20 protein-coding genes are annotated in these 17,529 nt (G+C 39.4%); 3 read left to right on the forward strand and 17 right to left on the reverse strand.

Translation table 11 applies throughout. The features are described 5' to 3' along the window. Positions 1-12: 12 nt before the first annotated feature. Positions 13-219, reverse strand: a complete 207-nt coding sequence (locus tag BO26_RS07270) for a DUF1107 domain-containing protein (protein WP_015836134.1) — start codon at positions 217-219, stop codon at positions 13-15. Between the two features lie 287 nt (positions 220-506). On the opposite strand from BO26_RS07270, the gene BO26_RS07275 reads away from it, so the two are divergent. Then, a complete protein-coding gene (locus BO26_RS07275; RefSeq protein ID WP_036770471.1) occupies positions 507-1,061 on the forward strand; it encodes a YtfJ family protein in 555 nt (184 codons plus the stop codon). An 81-nt stretch (positions 1,062-1,142) separates the two neighbouring features. Here the strand turns inward: BO26_RS07275 and cysQ are convergent, their stop codons facing one another. Further along, positions 1,143-1,886 (reverse strand): 3'(2'),5'-bisphosphate nucleotidase CysQ, encoded by a 744-nt coding sequence (cysQ, locus tag BO26_RS07280; protein WP_036770473.1) that lies wholly within the window; start codon positions 1,884-1,886, stop codon positions 1,143-1,145. Between the two features lie 148 nt (positions 1,887-2,034). After that, a complete protein-coding gene (locus BO26_RS07285; protein ID WP_036770475.1) occupies positions 2,035-2,655 on the reverse strand; it encodes a BamJ family beta-barrel-assembly machinery protein in 621 nt (206 codons plus the stop codon). A 263-nt stretch (positions 2,656-2,918) separates the two neighbouring features. Between BO26_RS07285 and BO26_RS07290 the strand changes: the two genes are divergently transcribed. Beyond that, the gene (locus BO26_RS07290; protein WP_036770477.1) at positions 2,919-3,629 is read left to right on the forward strand and encodes a helix-turn-helix domain-containing protein; all 711 of its coding nucleotides are present in this window, start codon (positions 2,919-2,921) and stop codon (positions 3,627-3,629) included. 36 nt (positions 3,630-3,665) lie between these two features. Here BO26_RS07290 and BO26_RS07295 read toward each other — a convergent pair whose 3' ends face one another. Together BO26_RS07295 and BO26_RS07300 are read right to left on the reverse strand one after the other, a co-directional pair. After that, entirely contained in the window at positions 3,666-5,027 is a 1,362-nt protein-coding gene (locus BO26_RS07295; protein ID WP_236637387.1) for an ATP-grasp domain-containing protein, read from the reverse strand. Further along, on the reverse strand, positions 4,972-6,102 hold the full coding sequence (locus BO26_RS07300; protein ID WP_477707012.1) for an MFS transporter: 1,131 nt from the start codon (positions 6,100-6,102) through the stop codon (positions 4,972-4,974). The genes BO26_RS07295 and BO26_RS07300 overlap by 56 nt, the downstream gene beginning before the upstream one ends. Here BO26_RS07300 and BO26_RS24830 point away from each other — a divergent pair. Continuing rightward, positions 5,999-6,238 carry a hypothetical protein gene (locus BO26_RS24830; protein ID WP_477707013.1) on the forward strand — a complete coding sequence of 80 codons (240 nt, stop codon included), beginning with the start codon at positions 5,999-6,001 and terminating at the stop codon, positions 6,236-6,238. The two genes, BO26_RS07300 and BO26_RS24830, sit on opposite strands and share 104 nt — an antisense overlap. 45 nt (positions 6,239-6,283) lie before the next feature. On the opposite strand, the gene BO26_RS07305 is transcribed toward BO26_RS24830, so the two are convergent. From BO26_RS07305 to BO26_RS23935, 12 genes are all read right to left on the reverse strand, one after another. After that, a complete protein-coding gene (locus BO26_RS07305; RefSeq protein WP_036770483.1) occupies positions 6,284-7,981 on the reverse strand; it encodes a carbamoyltransferase family protein in 1,698 nt (565 codons plus the stop codon). Positions 7,982-7,999: 18 nt separating this feature from the next. Further along, on the reverse strand, positions 8,000-8,803 hold the full coding sequence (locus tag BO26_RS07310; protein ID WP_036770485.1) for a dimethylarginine dimethylaminohydrolase family protein: 804 nt from the start codon (positions 8,801-8,803) through the stop codon (positions 8,000-8,002). A gap of 5 nt (positions 8,804-8,808) precedes the next feature. Next, complete coding sequence (gene argG, locus BO26_RS07315; RefSeq protein ID WP_036770488.1) at positions 8,809-9,990, reverse strand: argininosuccinate synthase; 1,182 nt, start codon at positions 9,988-9,990, stop codon at positions 8,809-8,811. After that, on the reverse strand, positions 9,980-11,008 hold the full coding sequence (locus tag BO26_RS07320) for a PLP-dependent cysteine synthase family protein (protein WP_036770491.1): 1,029 nt from the start codon (positions 11,006-11,008) through the stop codon (positions 9,980-9,982). The genes argG and BO26_RS07320 overlap by 11 nt, the downstream gene beginning before the upstream one ends. Positions 11,009-11,701: 693 nt before the next feature. Continuing rightward, positions 11,702-12,154 (reverse strand): 50S ribosomal protein L9, encoded by a 453-nt coding sequence (rplI, locus tag BO26_RS07325; protein ID WP_036770493.1) that lies wholly within the window; start codon positions 12,152-12,154, stop codon positions 11,702-11,704. 38 nt (positions 12,155-12,192) lie between these two features. Next, on the reverse strand, positions 12,193-12,420 hold the full coding sequence (rpsR, locus tag BO26_RS07330) for a 30S ribosomal protein S18 (RefSeq protein WP_000135199.1): 228 nt from the start codon (positions 12,418-12,420) through the stop codon (positions 12,193-12,195). Positions 12,421-12,424: 4 nt separating this feature from the next. Next, complete coding sequence (gene priB / locus BO26_RS21985; protein WP_065824780.1) at positions 12,425-12,742, reverse strand: primosomal replication protein N; 318 nt, start codon at positions 12,740-12,742, stop codon at positions 12,425-12,427. A gap of 5 nt (positions 12,743-12,747) precedes the next feature. Then, on the reverse strand, positions 12,748-13,143 hold the full coding sequence (gene rpsF / locus BO26_RS07340; RefSeq protein ID WP_036770502.1) for a 30S ribosomal protein S6: 396 nt from the start codon (positions 13,141-13,143) through the stop codon (positions 12,748-12,750). Between the two features lie 156 nt (positions 13,144-13,299). Then, positions 13,300-14,037: a 23S rRNA (guanosine(2251)-2'-O)-methyltransferase RlmB gene (gene rlmB / locus BO26_RS07345; protein WP_036770504.1), complete on the reverse strand. Its 738-nt coding sequence runs from the start codon at positions 14,035-14,037 to the stop codon at positions 13,300-13,302. Between the two features lie 117 nt (positions 14,038-14,154). Next, the gene (rnr, locus tag BO26_RS07350; RefSeq protein ID WP_036770518.1) at positions 14,155-16,599 is read right to left on the reverse strand and encodes a ribonuclease R; all 2,445 of its coding nucleotides are present in this window, start codon (positions 16,597-16,599) and stop codon (positions 14,155-14,157) included. Positions 16,600-16,643: 44 nt separating this feature from the next. Continuing rightward, positions 16,644-17,069: a nitric oxide-sensing transcriptional repressor NsrR gene (nsrR, locus tag BO26_RS07355; protein ID WP_015836150.1), complete on the reverse strand. Its 426-nt coding sequence runs from the start codon at positions 17,067-17,069 to the stop codon at positions 16,644-16,646. A gap of 233 nt (positions 17,070-17,302) precedes the next feature. Then, positions 17,303-17,529, reverse strand: a 227-nt coding sequence (locus BO26_RS23935) for a hypothetical protein (RefSeq protein ID WP_236637388.1), incomplete at its 5' end; no start/stop codon positions are given.

Here is a 17,529-nt window from a genome sequence, read left to right on the forward strand (position 1 = left end):
TATTCTCGTTATCTACCCTATTTCGGCCTGCAAACGTAGCACCTGCTGATTAACTTCACTCATCACACTAAAATGGCGTTTATCTCTTACTTTCGGCGGCAAAATTTTACCGCAATCGAACTCAAAAGCCCCCATATCTTTAATGTATAAACGTCCACGGAACAAGGTTTTAACGTAGAGAGCAATTTTCAGTGGGTTATATTGGTGAAAAATTTTCATCTCTGTTTCTTCCTCTTATGCTTCTTACGGTTACATTTGGTGAACCAATTACATACACCACACCGTTATGTACAATAGTAGACTGAACTTATCGAGTTTTGTTCCTCCTGTTTTTAATTTTATTCACTTGATTTACATAAAATGACAGATGTTTAGATATACACAACTATGTAACTTAATGTCTTACTTAATGTTAAAAAATTGATCTTCTTTAAAGGGATAAATCCATTAATAACCGCTATGCTAAAGACCCGTGCATCGTCACATTAACTTACAAAGGAAAAATTATGATAAAAAATTTCATGTTATACGCTGCGTTACTTTGCTCTCCCGCTTTAGCATTCGCTCACAATATTACCCTGGAACAACAAGTTCCTGCGGTCAGTATTTCTGATAAAGGAGAGTTGCTACTCAATAATAACAAGTTTAGCTACCAAAATTGGGATAGTGGAAAACTGATTGGAAAAGTGAGAGTCATACAACATATTGCAGGTCGCAGCGCAGCTAAAGAGATGAATGCTCCACTGATAGAAGAGATAAAACGTGCTGATTTTTCAAAAGAAAAATATCAAACAACCACTATCATCAATACCGGTGATGCAATATTCGGTACTGGACCATTTGTCCGTAGCAGTATCGAAGACAGTAAAAAAGAGTTTCCATGGTCCCAATTTATCGCCGATAGCAATGGCGTAGCCAAAAAAGCATGGGAGCTGGAGCCTAAAAGTTCTGCCATTATTGTCCTGGATAAAAACGGCGTAGCGAAGTTTGCCAAAGAAGGGGCATTAAGTGGTAGCGAAGTCAAACACGTCATTGAATTAGTTCGTAAAGAATTACAATAAAAATATTAGTGGTGATAACGACTTGCAAATATGTCTTGGTTTGCCATTATCACCACAATCTTTACTGAAAAACAGCCGCCGCTAAAAAATTGTTACTCTGAATCCCGGATTTAAAAATGATTCACGAGGCGTATAATCCAGAGTTTGACCTTTCCAGTTTGTCACATGAGCACCCGCAGCAATTGCTACAGCATGACCCGCCGCAGTATCCCAGATATAAGTTGGTCCAAAACGAGGATAAAGTTGCGCCTTTCCTTCAGCCACCAGGCAGAATTTCAATGAAGACCCAACAGAAACAGTCTGGTGCTCACCTAACTGATTGAGATAATCTTCCAATTCTGTATCCATATGAGAGCGGCTAACGACCACCATCGGGGGATTGGCATCACGAATTTTAATTGGCAACCACTGACCGCCACAGGTTTTTTTCCATGCTTGTCGCCCCTGCCCTGAATAAAGCGTATCCTGCACAGGAGCATATACCACACCCATTACAGGGACTCCCTCATCAATTAAGGCAATATTCACCGTAAATTCACCGTTACGATTAATAAATTCCTTAGTCCCATCCAAAGGATCAACTAACCAATAACGCTTCCAATCACGCCTATCCTCCCAAGCCGGAGGCTCTTCTTCCGACAACAGCGGAATTTCCGGTGCGATACGGGATAACCCAGCTTTAATTATTTTATGAGCCGCAATATCAGCAACAGTAACCGGTGAATCATCCTGCTTATGCTCAACTTTCAAAGGATGTTCATCCTGATAAATTGCCATAATAACTGCGCCAGCTTCCCGGGCCAGTTGGCAGATTTGTTCTAGCATCATACACCTCTGCGGTTAGTTACCTGTTATCATTTTAGACTATATTACCGATTGAGCTTTATATTGGAATTGTAAGAATTTTATTACCATCATCAAAACAAAAACAGCCGGACATACCGGCTATTTTTGATCATATTCCTGGATAAAATTACAAAATATCCAGTAATTCCACTTCAAAAATCAATGCACTGTATGGTGGAATCGATGCACCAGCACCACGCTCTCCATAAGCCAAATCATGTGGGATATAAAGTTCCCATTTAGAACCAACAGGCATCAAAGTCAATGCTTCGATCCATCCTGCAATCACACCATTCACTGGAAATTCAGCTGGTTCACCGCGCTGAACTGAACTATCAAACACGGTACCGTCGATCAAGCGGCCAGTATAATGAACACGTACATGGTCGGTATGGGCAGGAATTGCACCATCACCTTGTTTCAATACGGAGAACTGCAAACCAGATTCTGTAGTACTTACACCATCACGCTGAGCGTTTTCTGCCAAAAACTTCTGACCCTCTTCTGCCATAGCCTGCTGACGTTCGCGGCGTACACCGTCTGCACGCTCATGCATTTCACGTAAAGCACGATGCAGTGTTTCAACTGGCACTGCTGGAGAACGACTTTCCAACGCATCACATAACCCTGCTAGCAGTGCTTCGGGTTCCAGACCTTGCAGACCAGACTCCAATAATTGCTGACCGACTTGCAACCCAACCCCATAACTTGCCTGTGCTTCGATAGAGTCAAAAGAAAGTTTTGCCATGAAAATACCTGTAATTAAATCAAATTAGGCTTGCAAGCATAGCAGTGCTATGTAACATGGTAAACTGAAGATATCACCAAAGGAGATATTCAAGCCATGATTCCTTATTCTTTTTAGGTAGAACAAAGGCTTACGATAGCTTTTAAAATTTCAGTATAAACAATCCCTTTTAAAATATTTTTACTTACAATTGATTATATGAATAAAATACTACTGATATAAAATTAGTTCTATTGTAAATATTATTTAATGAGAGAAATCTTATGAATACTTTATTTCACGAAATTTTATCAGAAATTCAAAAGGCTAAGGCCATACCAGAATTAGAAAAAAAAATATTAAATGCCATAAACTATCTGGATTTTGAATTCTACTCAATTTATCAGGAAGAAAAATATCCATTCACGACAAAAAAATACGTTCTAATAACCAATTTAGACACAGAAACCATAGGTAATTATGATAAAGACGATAATCATGACAGTGATCAACTAATGAATGGTGATTTTATTTTCTCTCTTCCTTCAGTTTACGATGAAAAAACATCGAAACACACTGATTTTATGATTGAAAAACCCAATGAAAATGAGATTAAAAATATCATTTCCATTAAAATAAAAAGCTATCATGGAGAAAGATCTATTTTTTCAGTGGCTAGAAAAGAAGGCTCTATCTCCCACAATGAAATACTTAATAAAGCAGGAATGTTAGGAATATTAGCGAATGAATGCATAAAAACATTCAATAACTTAAAAAATAAAGAGGATAAAATAATCGTCCCAACCCTATCCACACGAGAGGTAGAAGTAATAAGATGGACTTGCGAAGGAAAAACATCTGCTGAAATAGCTAATATACTGGACATTTCAACAAGAACAGTTAATTTCCACATTAATAATATTATGGAAAAATTAGTTGTCCCTAATAAAGTCGCTGCTGTTGCTAAAGCAATAGCGTACAACCTAATTATATAATAATTAGAGCCGGGTTAAAGCTCTAATTAGATGGAACTATGAAATATAATTTGCCAAAATACCTTGCCAATCATCATTAATCTCATTCATCAGGGATTCACATTCGATATGTTCATCATTAATATGCACACAAACATAACCGCAAAAATCATTATTACTCTTAGGTGTCTCGTAAACATATGAATGCTTGTCCAAATTAATTTTCACTGCAATTATTTCATAATCTAATTTATTCAGGATATTATTAACAGATGCCAATAATATGTCACTTACTTCCGTTTTATCAAAATTGTCATTAATTTTTCCGCTTTTTCTCGCCAGCAAATTAATCAGGAATGCTCTACCTTTCGCCTTGGGTAATACCATTTGATCACTAAACCCTTTGACTAAATGATCAACCCAAATTTCCTGCAAACTTATACCATATACCCGATTAGCCATATCCCAAATACGCATACCCGCAGGTCTACGATTAGTTTCAACAAGAAAGGTTTCTCCTGTTTCACTATCTTGCTTAATCTCATTATGGAATGCCCCGAGAATCTGCCCTGAAATTAAGTTCATTGCTTGCCCTGCCTTATGTAACGCAATAACGTTTCTTCCATCACATTGCGCCGGAACTATTTGTCCTATTTCAACGGGGAATTCCCCTTTCTGAGAAACTTTCTGTGTTAAAAAAGCCATACAACCAATACCATCGTATGAATATTCTGTATCAAAAGTAATAAGTTCTTCTGCAAGAATTTGATTACCACCAGATTGTGCAACAGATTGAGCAAAAGCAGCTGAAATTTTACTTCTATCTTTAACTGCCACTACACCTAAATTTGCCCGACCACAGTTGGGTTTAATAATCACACCATATGGAACAGAGTCATAAAATTCTTCCAATTCTTTAATATCATTGATGAAAGTATATCGGGGAGTCTTGATACGTTGGGCCATAAGCAGCGGTAATATCTGAGTTTCCTGTTGACGGAACTGATATTTCTCAATACCTGCGAAACTTAATTCAGGATCATCACCATAAACATTTAATTTCTTCGCAATAACAGCGGCATAACCAGATACGGCATCCATAAAAGGGAGAATGCCGGCACATGTCATCTTAAGCTCAGCAATAACTGCCATCACACTATCAACATAATTTTCTGTTCGGACAGGTATATGATAGACAAATGGTGTGATATCTTTTTCCTCACCGGACAACATATCGCTAATAATCACCAACTCAAGGGAATAATTATGCCTAATATAGTCGCGGATATTAGCAATTTCACCTATTCTCGCCGGGAGATAATCAAGCACTAATAAATATCTTGTCGAATTCATACCACCTCCATTATTGACTATTATGCAGATTAAATTTAAGTGAACGATAAGGGTTAATAATGACAAACATCAATAAAACAAATACAGAAAATATCAGATAAATACTATTATAAGAAAAATAATTCAGTAAATTAGCACAAATAAAACTAGTCAAAGGTGTCGCAATTTGATTTAGAACAAGTACAACACCAAGATACTGAGAGAAACTTTTTTTCGGAATAAGACTTGCACGATAAGAACGGGAAAAGAGATTAAAACACCCTTCTGAACCAATGACCAATAAGAAACCTAATGTATAAATGGAGAATAACGGGCCGGTAGCAAATAATGTCAGGCCACATAGCGCAATAAGGAAAGCGGTCACACCAACGATACGAACATCAAAAATACGGCATAATTTCGGAGCAATAAAAAATACACAGCAATTCACCACTCCCGCATAAGCTAAAAGCCGAGCATAACTCCCTTCCGGCTGTGAAAAAATGCTGGTGATAACATAAACCGCCGTTGATAAAATAGCTCCTTGCATCACATTCATTAAAAATGTCAGACTAATGACGCGTAATAATGATGGGTTTCCTATCAAAAACTTAAAAATGGCCTGCAGATTATAACTTTCTCTATTAGTGCACTCTTCAATCTGGTTTTTTCTTTGTATCTGAAACCATATCAAGCTACTAATCAGGAAAGGAAAAAAAGCAAATGCAAATACCGCATAAACACTGAATTTGTAAACCAGCACACCAACAACCACAGGGGCTGCAATATAAGTAAACTGTTCAACAAACTGTAAACGAGAATTAACAGAAGGTAATTCTATTACACTAATGTTCTTAGAGACAAAACCCTCGAGATTGACATATCCCGCTCCACTAAAAAAGGACAAAACACACGAAAGTGGAATAATGATATATACGATACTATTATCAGAATACATAAACGAAAGGATAAAAAGAAATAAGCAAACCAATGATCGTAGAATATCACTCAAAAATAACATAACCAGTGTATGCATCCTGTCGCCCATCCAACCAGAAATGGGGAGTGAAATTACCCTAAATAGTCGTTCAAGCCCAAAAGCAAAAGATGCCAGTGAAGCACTATTAGTTGAGGTATATACTAATACAGGCACAGCAAACATAACAAATGCCTCTGAAAAAACAGAAAAAAAACGAGCCAGTATGATCCTGTTTATCACTAATATTACCTCAACTTTATTATCTATCCCATTAGGCTATTCTATTTATCAATTTGAAACGGAGCAATACTCAAATTAACTTCATCAATTATGCCTACTGGGATAGATTTTTATCATACAATCATTAATGAATCGATTTAATCAAATAATTCCCCAAAACTAAATAATCAATATTTGTTTTCATGAAAGTTTTAATAGCATCATCAGGTGAGCAAACTATCGGTTCACTATCGTTATAAGAGGTGTTCAGCAACAAAGGTACACCTGTTTTCCGATAAAACTCCTCAATTAACCGGGCATAACCTGGATTTGATGCACTATCCACAACCTGAACTCTGGCAGTACCATCTTCATGAACAACTGCCGGAATTTTTGATGCTTGATCCACTTTAGCATCCATCGCCAACAACATATATTTTGCAGCTTCCGGTAATTCTTTCCGTACATGGAACCAATCAGCAACATGTTGACGTAATACACTAGGTGCAAACGGTCTAAACATTTCACGATGTTTAACTTTACGATTCATTAAATCCCGAATATCTTTGTTCCTCGGATCGGCCAACAAGCTACGATTCCCCAGTGCACGCGGCCCAAATTCCATTCTCCCCTGGAACCAACCAACGACATTATTTTCAGCCAGCAAGCCTGCGACAACTTCATAAATATCCTCTTCATATGTCCAGTCCAAACCATAGGCTTTCAAACTACGCTGGTAATCATCTTCACTATATTCAAGCCCCCAATACGTGTGAGTCAGAGGATAACGTTGATTATTTTCAAGAATCTGATGCCAAATAAATAACGCAGCACCTGTAGCAGTCCCTGCATCATGTGCGGCAGGCTGAACAAAGATATCTTCGATATCCAATTCCTCATATAATCGTTTATTCGTTATGCAATTTAATGCAACACCACCCGCAAGACAGAGTTTATTCGTCTCTGTTTCCTGCAAATAATGACGAGCCATATTTAAAACTATCTCATCAGTTATTTGCTGAAGAGATGCAGCAATGTCATAGTATTCCTGTGCAACTTCTCCACCAGGTACTCTTTTCTCAATACCAAACAGAGATTCTAATTTAGAAAATTCTTCTATGCGGAAATCGAGAATGGTGTGATCGATAGTAAACTCGCCTTTCTCACCAATCTTGACTAATTGTCGGAACGCCGGCATAAAACCTTCAGGCTTACCATAAGCGGACATTCCCATCACCTTACAGGCATCGTATACAGAGAAACCCAAGAATTCTGCTAATTTCTCCCACATAAAACCGATTGAATGAGGATATTCAATGGTTTTAATTTTCTTCATGTTATTACCATCACCCAGATATACCCCTGCGGTATTATCCTCTCCAACACCATCCAGTGATAATGTTAGCGCTTTATCAAATGGCGAAACAAAATAAGCAGATGCCGCATGAGCGGTGTGATGTGGAACCCAATGAAATTGACCACGAAATCCCATTGATTGCAAAATTTCTGGTACTGAAGTGATTTTACGATAGAAAATTGATTCACCTGATTCACTTCCCCAGCTTCCTTCATGCGTGACTTCATCAATGAAGATTGACTTTCTTCGTTCTATTGGATCAATAGAATACCCAATATGGCTCACGTCTTCCAAACTAATACCCGCAAAGTTTAATGCAACTTCAATGGAAGCTAATGGTAATTCATCTGGATTATCAATATTTGCTGGTTTACCGTGTTTTCTCCTATTTAATCGCTCTTCCTCAATAGCGAAAATAGTTTCTCCATCTTTTAATAGACACACTGCTGATTCATGGTAAACAGAATTTATACCTAATATATACATGGTTTATCATCCTCATAGTTATTTTATTTTTAATACCAGGCAGCGTAAACTCCCACCACTCTTTAAGAATTCACCCATATCACATTTGACAACATTATAACCATAATTATCTAATTGACGTTCAACCTCTACAGAACAATCATGCATTAGAATATCTTTACCTATTGGAATGTTATTACAGACAAATAGTTCTTTAGCATCATGTTCTGATATTGAGATCCTACGTTCAAATGTTTGAACAATATAATCCTGGCTTTCTTTAGTAAATGCTTCTGGGTAGTAAATAACCGTATCTTTGTCAATAAATGAAAACGCCAGAGCTACATGAAAGAAAGTTCTATCTTGAATATGCAACTCACCTTTAATTCTTAACTCTGGATATACTTCTTTAATTTTATTTATTGCTTCTTTATCTGATCGAGGACCATAACCAAATATAATGTCATTATCCCAATAAATAATATCTCCTAGCCCTTCAAAATAGATATCATCATCAACACGATGTATCTCATAACCTAATTTTTCCAGATAATCTATGTAATACTGACTTTCACCCTGACGCTCAGCATGCCGAAAATTACTGGAAAGAAATTTATTATTATGCACCATGCCACAATCACCAGAGAAGGTCATATCAGGCAGACCGTTAACAGGATCGATAGTGCGAATACGGATACCACGCTCAGTCAACCGTTCATAAAGAAAATCCCATTGTTGCTGTGCCAATTCTTTATTGACTTTATTATTAGGATCCATCCAATTATTAATAACGTATTCAATATCGTAAAAATCCGGTTTACACATTAATAATTCTTTAATCATAATATTTACCTCATTCTAGATTTAGCACTTTGTTTAGTATGGATGTTAAATATTTTTGCAAATCCTTCAGTATCACTTTGACTATATAAATGCCCACAGTTATATATTGCCAGGTTATGATCATAAATACTGGTCTTTGAAGTACGGGAACAAACATTAACATACTTATAGCCCAGCTCAAGTTCAACCTCACCATTAACATTTTGGTTCATACTATCAATAAAATGGTTCAAATGAGTTAATAAAGGATCATACCAAAGTCCAGAATAAACTAATTCAACCCATTGTTTATCGATGCTCTCTTTAAACCAATTTTCATGACGATTACTACAATAACATTCCAGGTCACGATGAGCGGTAATTAAGATATGCGCCGCAGGAGATTGATAAATTGCACGTGTTTTCAAACCAACAATACCATCTTCAACAATATCAAAAATGCCAATTGATAGCTTTTCACCAATTTCATTCAATATTTCAATAATTTCATCCAATGATTTATTTTCACCATCAAGTGATACAGGTACGCCATGTTCAAAACCTAATGACAAAAATATTGGCTCCGTAGCTGATAGTGCGTTCTCAAATAGTTTCTCCTTCACGTCTCCAGGAATAAGTGTTTCTGGCTCTTCCAATGGACCACATTCAATGCTAAATCCCCATATGTTTTCACTCGTAGAATAAGGATTATTACAACCAAATTCTTGAGGAATACCATATTGAGTAGCATAACTGTTTACAATATTCTCGTCATATTTGAAATCTCTCAACGAAGCAATGGGTATCTTATCCAGAATTTCTATATTCATATCCATCCTGGCCTGATCATTACCTCTGAATTGATGTGCAATATAATCAATATCAAGTAAATTAGCGACTTCAACCGCCGCTTCAGCAATTGCAGGCCGGGAAAGTGCAGCACTAAGAAAATAGCCATTCTGATAAATAGCATTTGCTTTTATTGCCTTTGAAATAAAATTTTCAGCATATTGTTTCCGATAATCTTTATAAATAAATTTATCAGCACCAGCAACTATACACTCTAATTCAATATCATCAATATCTCTTACTTGCCCTTCATCAATATAAAGAGCAATGACCTCTTTAAATCTGGATTTAAGATCTCTTATGATAAGAGGGTTATAACGGCGATTATAATAAATCACCAAAACACTATCAGAATTCATTTAGTGTGCACCCCATTCTCGTGACAATTTCTTTTAATCCTGATTCTGTTGTATTTTCCTCAACTAATTCTGAGAAATTATTTTCAGATAACCAGGCATCGTTATAAATCGTATCTATGTAACGTTCTCCACTATCAGGAATGATGACAACGATATTATCTCCGGGCTTAAAATCATCCAGGCGATCCAATGCAGCGCATACAGAACACGCGCCAGTTCCACCAAGCAGAATACCTTCATATCTGGCTAATTTTCTTGCCATCCGAAATGCATCAATATCTGCAATTTTCAAAGTAACATCGATGTTGCTGCGATCTAAAATAGAGGGTACAAATGTCAGCCCCGCACCTTGTACCAGATATTTCCCTGGCTCACCACCGAAAATAACTGACCCAACAGGCTCAACACCATAAATTCGCACCCGCGGGTTTTTCTCTTTCAAATAACGGGAAACCCCAGTCAACGTTCCACAACTTCCTGCCATCGCAAAACAAGCCGTCAAATTATCGCCAAAGGTTTCATACAGTTCACGCCCTGTAGAATGATAATGTTCATGAGGATTAATCTGATTTTCAAATTGCATCGGACTGAATGCGTTTGGATAGGCTTTTATAATCTCTTTAGTTAAATCAATACGATATTTGACAGTATCTGTTCCCACTTCAAATTCTGGCAAAAAAATAATTTCAGCACCAAACGCTCTTATTTTATCGCGTTTCGCTGGCGGCACCATACGGTCTAAAACAGCTATAAATCGATAACCTTTAACTGCACACGCCATCGCTAAAGCAATCGCAGTATTACCCGATGATGGCTCAACAACCACCATACCCGGTCTTAATTCTCCCTGAGCTTCTGCCTTTTCCAGCATAGCAACTGCGATACGATCTTTAATACTTCCACCGGGGTTAATATTCTCCATTTTAAGAAAAATATTAATACCTCTAGTATGTCTACCATCCAACATAACTACTGGAGTATTACCTATAATGTGTAATATATTTTTTCCTAGCTTCATATAAATTTTACCTCCCATTTTTTGGTCAATGTTAAGAATATACAATGATGACGAGGTATTTTTATTAACAAATAAAGCATTTCAATATCTATTAATTTATTAGTGAAATTAACCACTTTATAAATAACTTTTAGGAATAACACCTCTCCTTCCAAAAGATAAATTCATTTCTTTCCGCACTCACGCAATGATTAATTAATACAGAGGATGATTATAAATTTACTCCAAGAAGTCTACTGTCAATTCTGACAGCTATATAAATAAAAACTTATATAAATTCTTTATATTATTATTTAATAATAAAAATATATATCATTAATTTTCCATATTCTTATGTAGAATCGATTAAAATAAATGACCATTATAGATATTATATGAAAATATATTTTTTAATTATTATGAAATAATAATACATGTAATTAACCAGATTTATTGGCAAATAATATAAATAAATTTCCAATTAATTATAGACAATAATTCTATAATTAATTATATCTACACGATCATAAACTAGAGATTGTTCAGAATATAAAGGCAATAAACAGGAAATAAGTCAGATTAATCTTCAATTCAATGGAAGTGGAAGTTACCAACGAAAAATTTTATAGACTGATGAAATAACAGTAAGTTGAGGCAATAAAAAACGCCAGCATTGCCAGCGTTTTTTACTTGTTTACATCCGTTAATTATAAATTAAGCTTCAGCAACAATGTTAACGTTCAGTTTTGCGAATACATCACTGTGTACCTGGAAATGAACTTCATGTTCACCAGTAGTACGCAGAACGCCATTAGGCAGGCGAACTTCGCTCTTAGATACTTCAATACCAGCCGCAGTAACTGCATCAGCGATATCACGAGTACCAACAGAACCGAACAGTTTTCCTTCGTCACCAGCTTTAGAAGCAATAGTAACGGAACCCAGCGTATTGATTTTCTCCGCGCGAGCTTCTGCTGCTGACAGAACGTCAGCCAGCTTAGCTTCCAGTTCAGCACGGCGAGCTTCGAAGAATTCGATGTTTTTCTTAGTCGCAGGGACAGCTTTTCCCTGTGGTACTAAGTAGTTACGGGCATAACCCGGTTTAACGTTAACTTGATCACCCAGGCCACCCAGGTTAGCTACTTTATCAAGCAGAATAATTTGCATTACCTTATCCTCTCTGAGTCGTTAATGGACTGTACCGATTACTGATGACGATCAGTGTAAGGCAACAAAGACAGGTAGCGCGCACGCTTGATAGCACGAGCGAGCTGACGCTGGTATTTTGCACGGGTACCTGTGATACGGCTTGGTACAATTTTACCGCTCTCGGTGATATAGTTTTTCAGCGTAGCGATGTCTTTATAATCAATCTCTTGAACGCCTTCCGCGGTGAAACGGCAGAACTTGCGACGACGGAAATAACGTGCCATTTGGCTAGTCTCCAGAATCTATCAATTCAATCTGCTCGGCATGAAGAACCAGTTTGTTAAGACCATTGCGACCTTGATGGCAACTAATGAATCCTGAAACGGTTAATCGACTGCCGACCGTTATACTGTGAGTTAAAACTTGTAACGATTGTCCGCTGGCAATGACGGGCATTCTGCACCATGCTTGCCTGCTTAGTCCGGCTTCCCGTTGCTGTGAGCGATGCTCTAGTACAAACTGACAATGAGGGATACCGGCTGGACTGACTTTTCGAATAGGGGCTTTGCACACTGTGCCGGAAAGCACCAAACGATTAGTTGTCACAGTTATTACTCTTCAGAATCCCCAGCTTCTTCAGCATCAACGCCGGCGTCTTCCAGAGAGTAATCGCGGCTGCGACGTTCATCTTTGGCTTTAACCATTGGAGATGCTTCAGTTACCGCGTGCTTAACGCGCATAATCATGCTGCGGATAACGGCATCGTTGAAGCGGAAGTTAGTTTCCAGCTCATCAACCACTTCCTGCGGAGCTTCAACGTTCATCAGAACGTAATGGGCTTTGTGCAGTTTGTTGATTGGATAAGCCAGTTGACGGCGACCCCAGTCTTCCAGACGGTGAATCTGACCTTGCGCGTTAGTGATAGTTGCACTGTAACGCTCGATCATGCCCGGAACCTGTTCGCTTTGGTCAGGATGGACCATAAAAACGATTTCGTAATGACGCATTAGAATTGCTCCTTACGGATTATTCAGCCTCCTGTCAGGGTCAACCGCGGCCCATGGAGGCAAGGAACTTGTTTAAGTGCGGCTGAAAAATTGACGCGTCACTATACCCGCCTCACATCAAAAACTCAAGGAATGAACAACGCTTTATGTTTTGGATTACTGTGAACTGCGCTGACGCGCCGCCTCAAACAAGCAAACACCTGTTGCTACAGATACATTAAGAGATGAGACAGAACCCGCCATAGGAATACTAATCAATTCATCACAATGTTCACGGGTCAAACGACGCATACCTTCTCCTTCTGCACCCATCACCAGGGCTATAGGACCGGTTAGTTTGCTCTGATATAGCGTATGGTCGGCTTCCCCGGCTGTACCAACCACCCAAATATTATGCTCCTGCAATAAACGCAGAGTACGGGCAAGATTGGTTACACGAACAAGTGGTACGCTTTCCGCGGCACCACATGCTACTTTTTTCGCAGTAGCATTAAGCTGAGCAGAACGATCACGGGGAACAATAACCGCATGTACACCTGCCGCATCAGCACTACGCAAGCAAGCGCCCAGATTATGTGGATCTGTCACCCCATCAAGCACCAGCACAAAAGGCGTCTCCACCTGTGCCAGCAAATCTGGTAGGTCGTTTTCCTGATACTGACGCCCTGGTTTCACCCTTGCAATAATCCCCTGATGCACAGCACCTTCTGTTTGATTATCCAACCACTGACGATTTGCCAATTGGACAGCCATCCCGATGTTTTCCAGTTCATTAATCAGAGGCATCAAACGACGATCTTCACGTCCTTTCAGTACATAAACTTCCATAAAACGCTGAGGATCTCGATCCAGTAAAGCTTTAACGGCATGAATACCGTAGATAATTTCACTCATAATCTTCTTAATTTCACTGTTATACAGTACTGACTGATACTATGGGCCTATCTATCAGGCTCCCTGTATTCAAGACACTAAAATATTCAGACTACCTCGGAAAGAATAGCCCTTTGATTACCTCTCAGCACTTTTCTTAGCCCGTTTAGCTTTGAATTTAGCAACAATTTTTTGTGTTTTAGCTGAAAGGTTTTTTTTACCTTTTCTCTTATTACCTTTCGGCTTATCCGCAGATTCCTTTTTACGGAAAGCACCATCAGGCTCAAAGTCAGTCTCTTTACTGTGACCACGTCCTTTCTGCTTAGCATCCCTACGACCAGATTCCGCTTTTTTCACTCTGTCACGCGCTGTTTTGCCGACATTCCGAGCTTTTCGGGTAGTGGTAAGTAATTTAAAATCAATATTACGCTCATCCATATGGACAGCTTCCACACGGATTTCAACTTCATCCCCCAACCGGTACGTTCGACCAGAGGACTCACCTATTAAACGCTGCCCCACATTATCAAAGCGATAATAATCATTATCTAAAGTGGAAACATGTACTAAACCGTCGATAAACAGCTCATTTAGGCGAACAAAGAAGCCGAAACCTGTCACACTGGTGATAATCCCGGTAAAGATATTACCCACCTGATCCTGCATGAAGTCACACTTAAGCCAATCGGCAACATCTCTCGTCGCTTCATCTGCTCGGCGCTCGGTCATAGAACAGTGTTCTCCCAGTTGCAGCATATGTTCCATATCACTATGCCATCCACCGGTTGATGTGCCACCATGTTCAACAATACCTTCCTGTTTTGCCAACAGATATTTTATCGCTCGATGTAGCACCAAATCAGGATAACGGCGGATAGGCGAAGTAAAGTGCGCATAAGAATTTAATGACAGGCCGAAGTGACCACGGTTTTCCGGGTCATAAATTGCTTGTTTCATTGAACGCAACAACATGGTTTGCAGTAATTCGCGATCTGGCCGTTCAGCCACTTGATGCATCAGTTGTGCATAATCCTTTGGCGTTGGCGTCATACCACCCGGCAAAGTCAATCCCAATTCGTTAAAAACAGAGCGCAGGTTAACAATGCTCTCTTCTCTTGGTCGATCATGAATACGATAAAGTACCGGTTCTCTGTTTTTCTCTACAAAACGCGCAGCCGCAATGTTTGCCAAAATCATGCACTCTTCAATCAGTTTATGTGCATCATTGCGAACAACGGGTTCAATTCGCTCAATCCGGCGTTCTGCATTAAAGATAAACTTCGCCTCTTCTGATTCAAAAGAGATCGCACCACGCTGCTCACGGGCACTTTCCAATGCCTGATAAAGTTCATGTAAGTGCTCAATATGTTGAACCAGCGGCTTATAGTGTTCACGTAACTCTTCATCTCCCTGCAACATACGCCACACTTTGGTATATGTCAGACGGGCATGAGAATTCATAACTGCTTCATAAAATTTATAAGATGACAATTTTCCCTGGGCTGACACTGTCATTTCACACACCATACAAAGACGGTCAACCTGTGGGTTCAACGAACAGAGGCCATTAGAGAGCACTTCTGGCAACATAGGAACAACCTGAGACGGGAAGTAAACTGAGTTACTCCGGTTACAAGCTTCTGTATCCAATGCCGTTTGTGGGCGGACATAGTAACTGACATCAGCAATAGCAACCCATAAACGCCAACCACCGCTTCGCTTCCTTTCGCAATAAACAGCATCGTCAAAATCACGAGCATCTTCACCATCAATTGTCACCAATGGTAAAGCTCGCAGATCAACACGGCCTCCTTTCGCAGAGTCGGGCACCTGTTCATCCAGAAATGCCACCTGATTTTCCACTTGTGGCGGCCAATGGTGTGGAATTTCATGAGTACGCAAGGCAATTTCCACTGCCATATTCGTTCCCATGGTTTCACCCAATACTTCAACAATTTTACCAACCGCTTTTGTACGACGCGTTGGGCGTGTAATCAATTCCACCACGACTACATTCCCCATACGCGCGCCACAATTCTCATCTTTTGGGATCAAGATATCGAAGCTCAGGCGACTGTCATCCGGTACGACAAATCCCATGCCCGAGTCAAGAAAATAACGGCCAACAATCTGACTGGTTTTAGGTACCAACACACGAACAATACGCGCTTCACTACGCCCTCTACGATCTGAAGGCAATGGCTGCGCCAATACGACGTCACCATGAATAGCCATTTTCAACTGCTCAGCAGAAAGATAAAAATCGTCTTTGTATCCTTCCACTCTTAGGAAACCATAACCATCTCTGTGACCAATGACAGTACCTTTCAATAAATCCAGTCTTTCTGGCAAGGCGTAACATTGACGGCGGGTAAACACCAGTTGACCATCACGTTCCATAGCCCGTAAACGGCGACGTAATGCTTCAAGATCCTCATTATTGGTCAGATTCAGCTCTTGTGCCAATTCCTGGCGGCTCACCGGTACAGTGCGTTTAGAAATAATGCCTAAGATGTACTCACGACTTGGAATAGGAGATTCATATTTTTCCGCTTCGCGTTCCAGAAAAGGGTCTTGTGACATGGCAGTTCCTCCGTTGTCATCAGCAAGCTGTTTGCGCCATTTCTTCATTCGGTCAGCAGCAGCTTATAAAGGGGGATATTGTCTTCAACCATATCAGCTAAAGTATGCTTATCCAGTTCTTCTAAAAATTTCTCGGCTGCCTGATTTAATACCACTTTCAGGCGACATGCAGACGTAATATGGCAAGATTCCTGACTACAGTTAACCAATGATAATGGCTCGAGAGCACGAACTACATCACCAATTCTGATATCCTTTGCTGGTTTACCCAGACGAATGCCGCCATTTTTACCACGAACAGCATCCACTAATCCTAAGTGACTCAATTGGTTAATAATTTTTACCATGTGGTTACGAGAAACACCATAAACATCAGTGACTTCAGAAATACTGGTCATCTGGCTTTGCGGCAAAGCAGCCATATAAATTAGCGCGCGTAAGCCATAATCTGTAAAACTCGTTAACTGCACATCAACCTCTGGATAATGAGATATAAGTTAATATATCCGAGAACAAACTGAAAAAATAAGTATTTGTTCAAATTATATACCATAAATTAGCTAAAATTCTGTTGATCTTCTGGTAGTTAAGCAAAAAAGGCCATAATAAAATCGAGTAGGAGACGGGATCGCTCCCGCCGTCCTCTCACACCACCGTACGTACGGTTCCGTATACGGCGGTTCATTGTTAACGCTGGAACTGCCTATGAAGTTCCTGCAGTGATAAGAGTCCCGCTTGTGAGAACGCTTTCTTTGGATATGCCTGGTTCATGTGACTGGCTCCTGAGTTCCACCAAGGTCCTCGCTGGTTTGTCGCTGATCTCCACGCTCTTCCTTCCCCAAGTCCGCTCCTCATTAGCATTCTTGCTCGGGCGTACGACCTTTTCCTTTGCCGCCATATCAGGCAGCGCAGTTTTCGCCGTATCCAACT

Origin of the sequence: Photorhabdus australis DSM 17609, from assembly GCF_000711895.1 — a bacterium.
Lineage (GTDB): Bacteria > Pseudomonadota > Gammaproteobacteria > Enterobacterales > Enterobacteriaceae > Photorhabdus > Photorhabdus australis.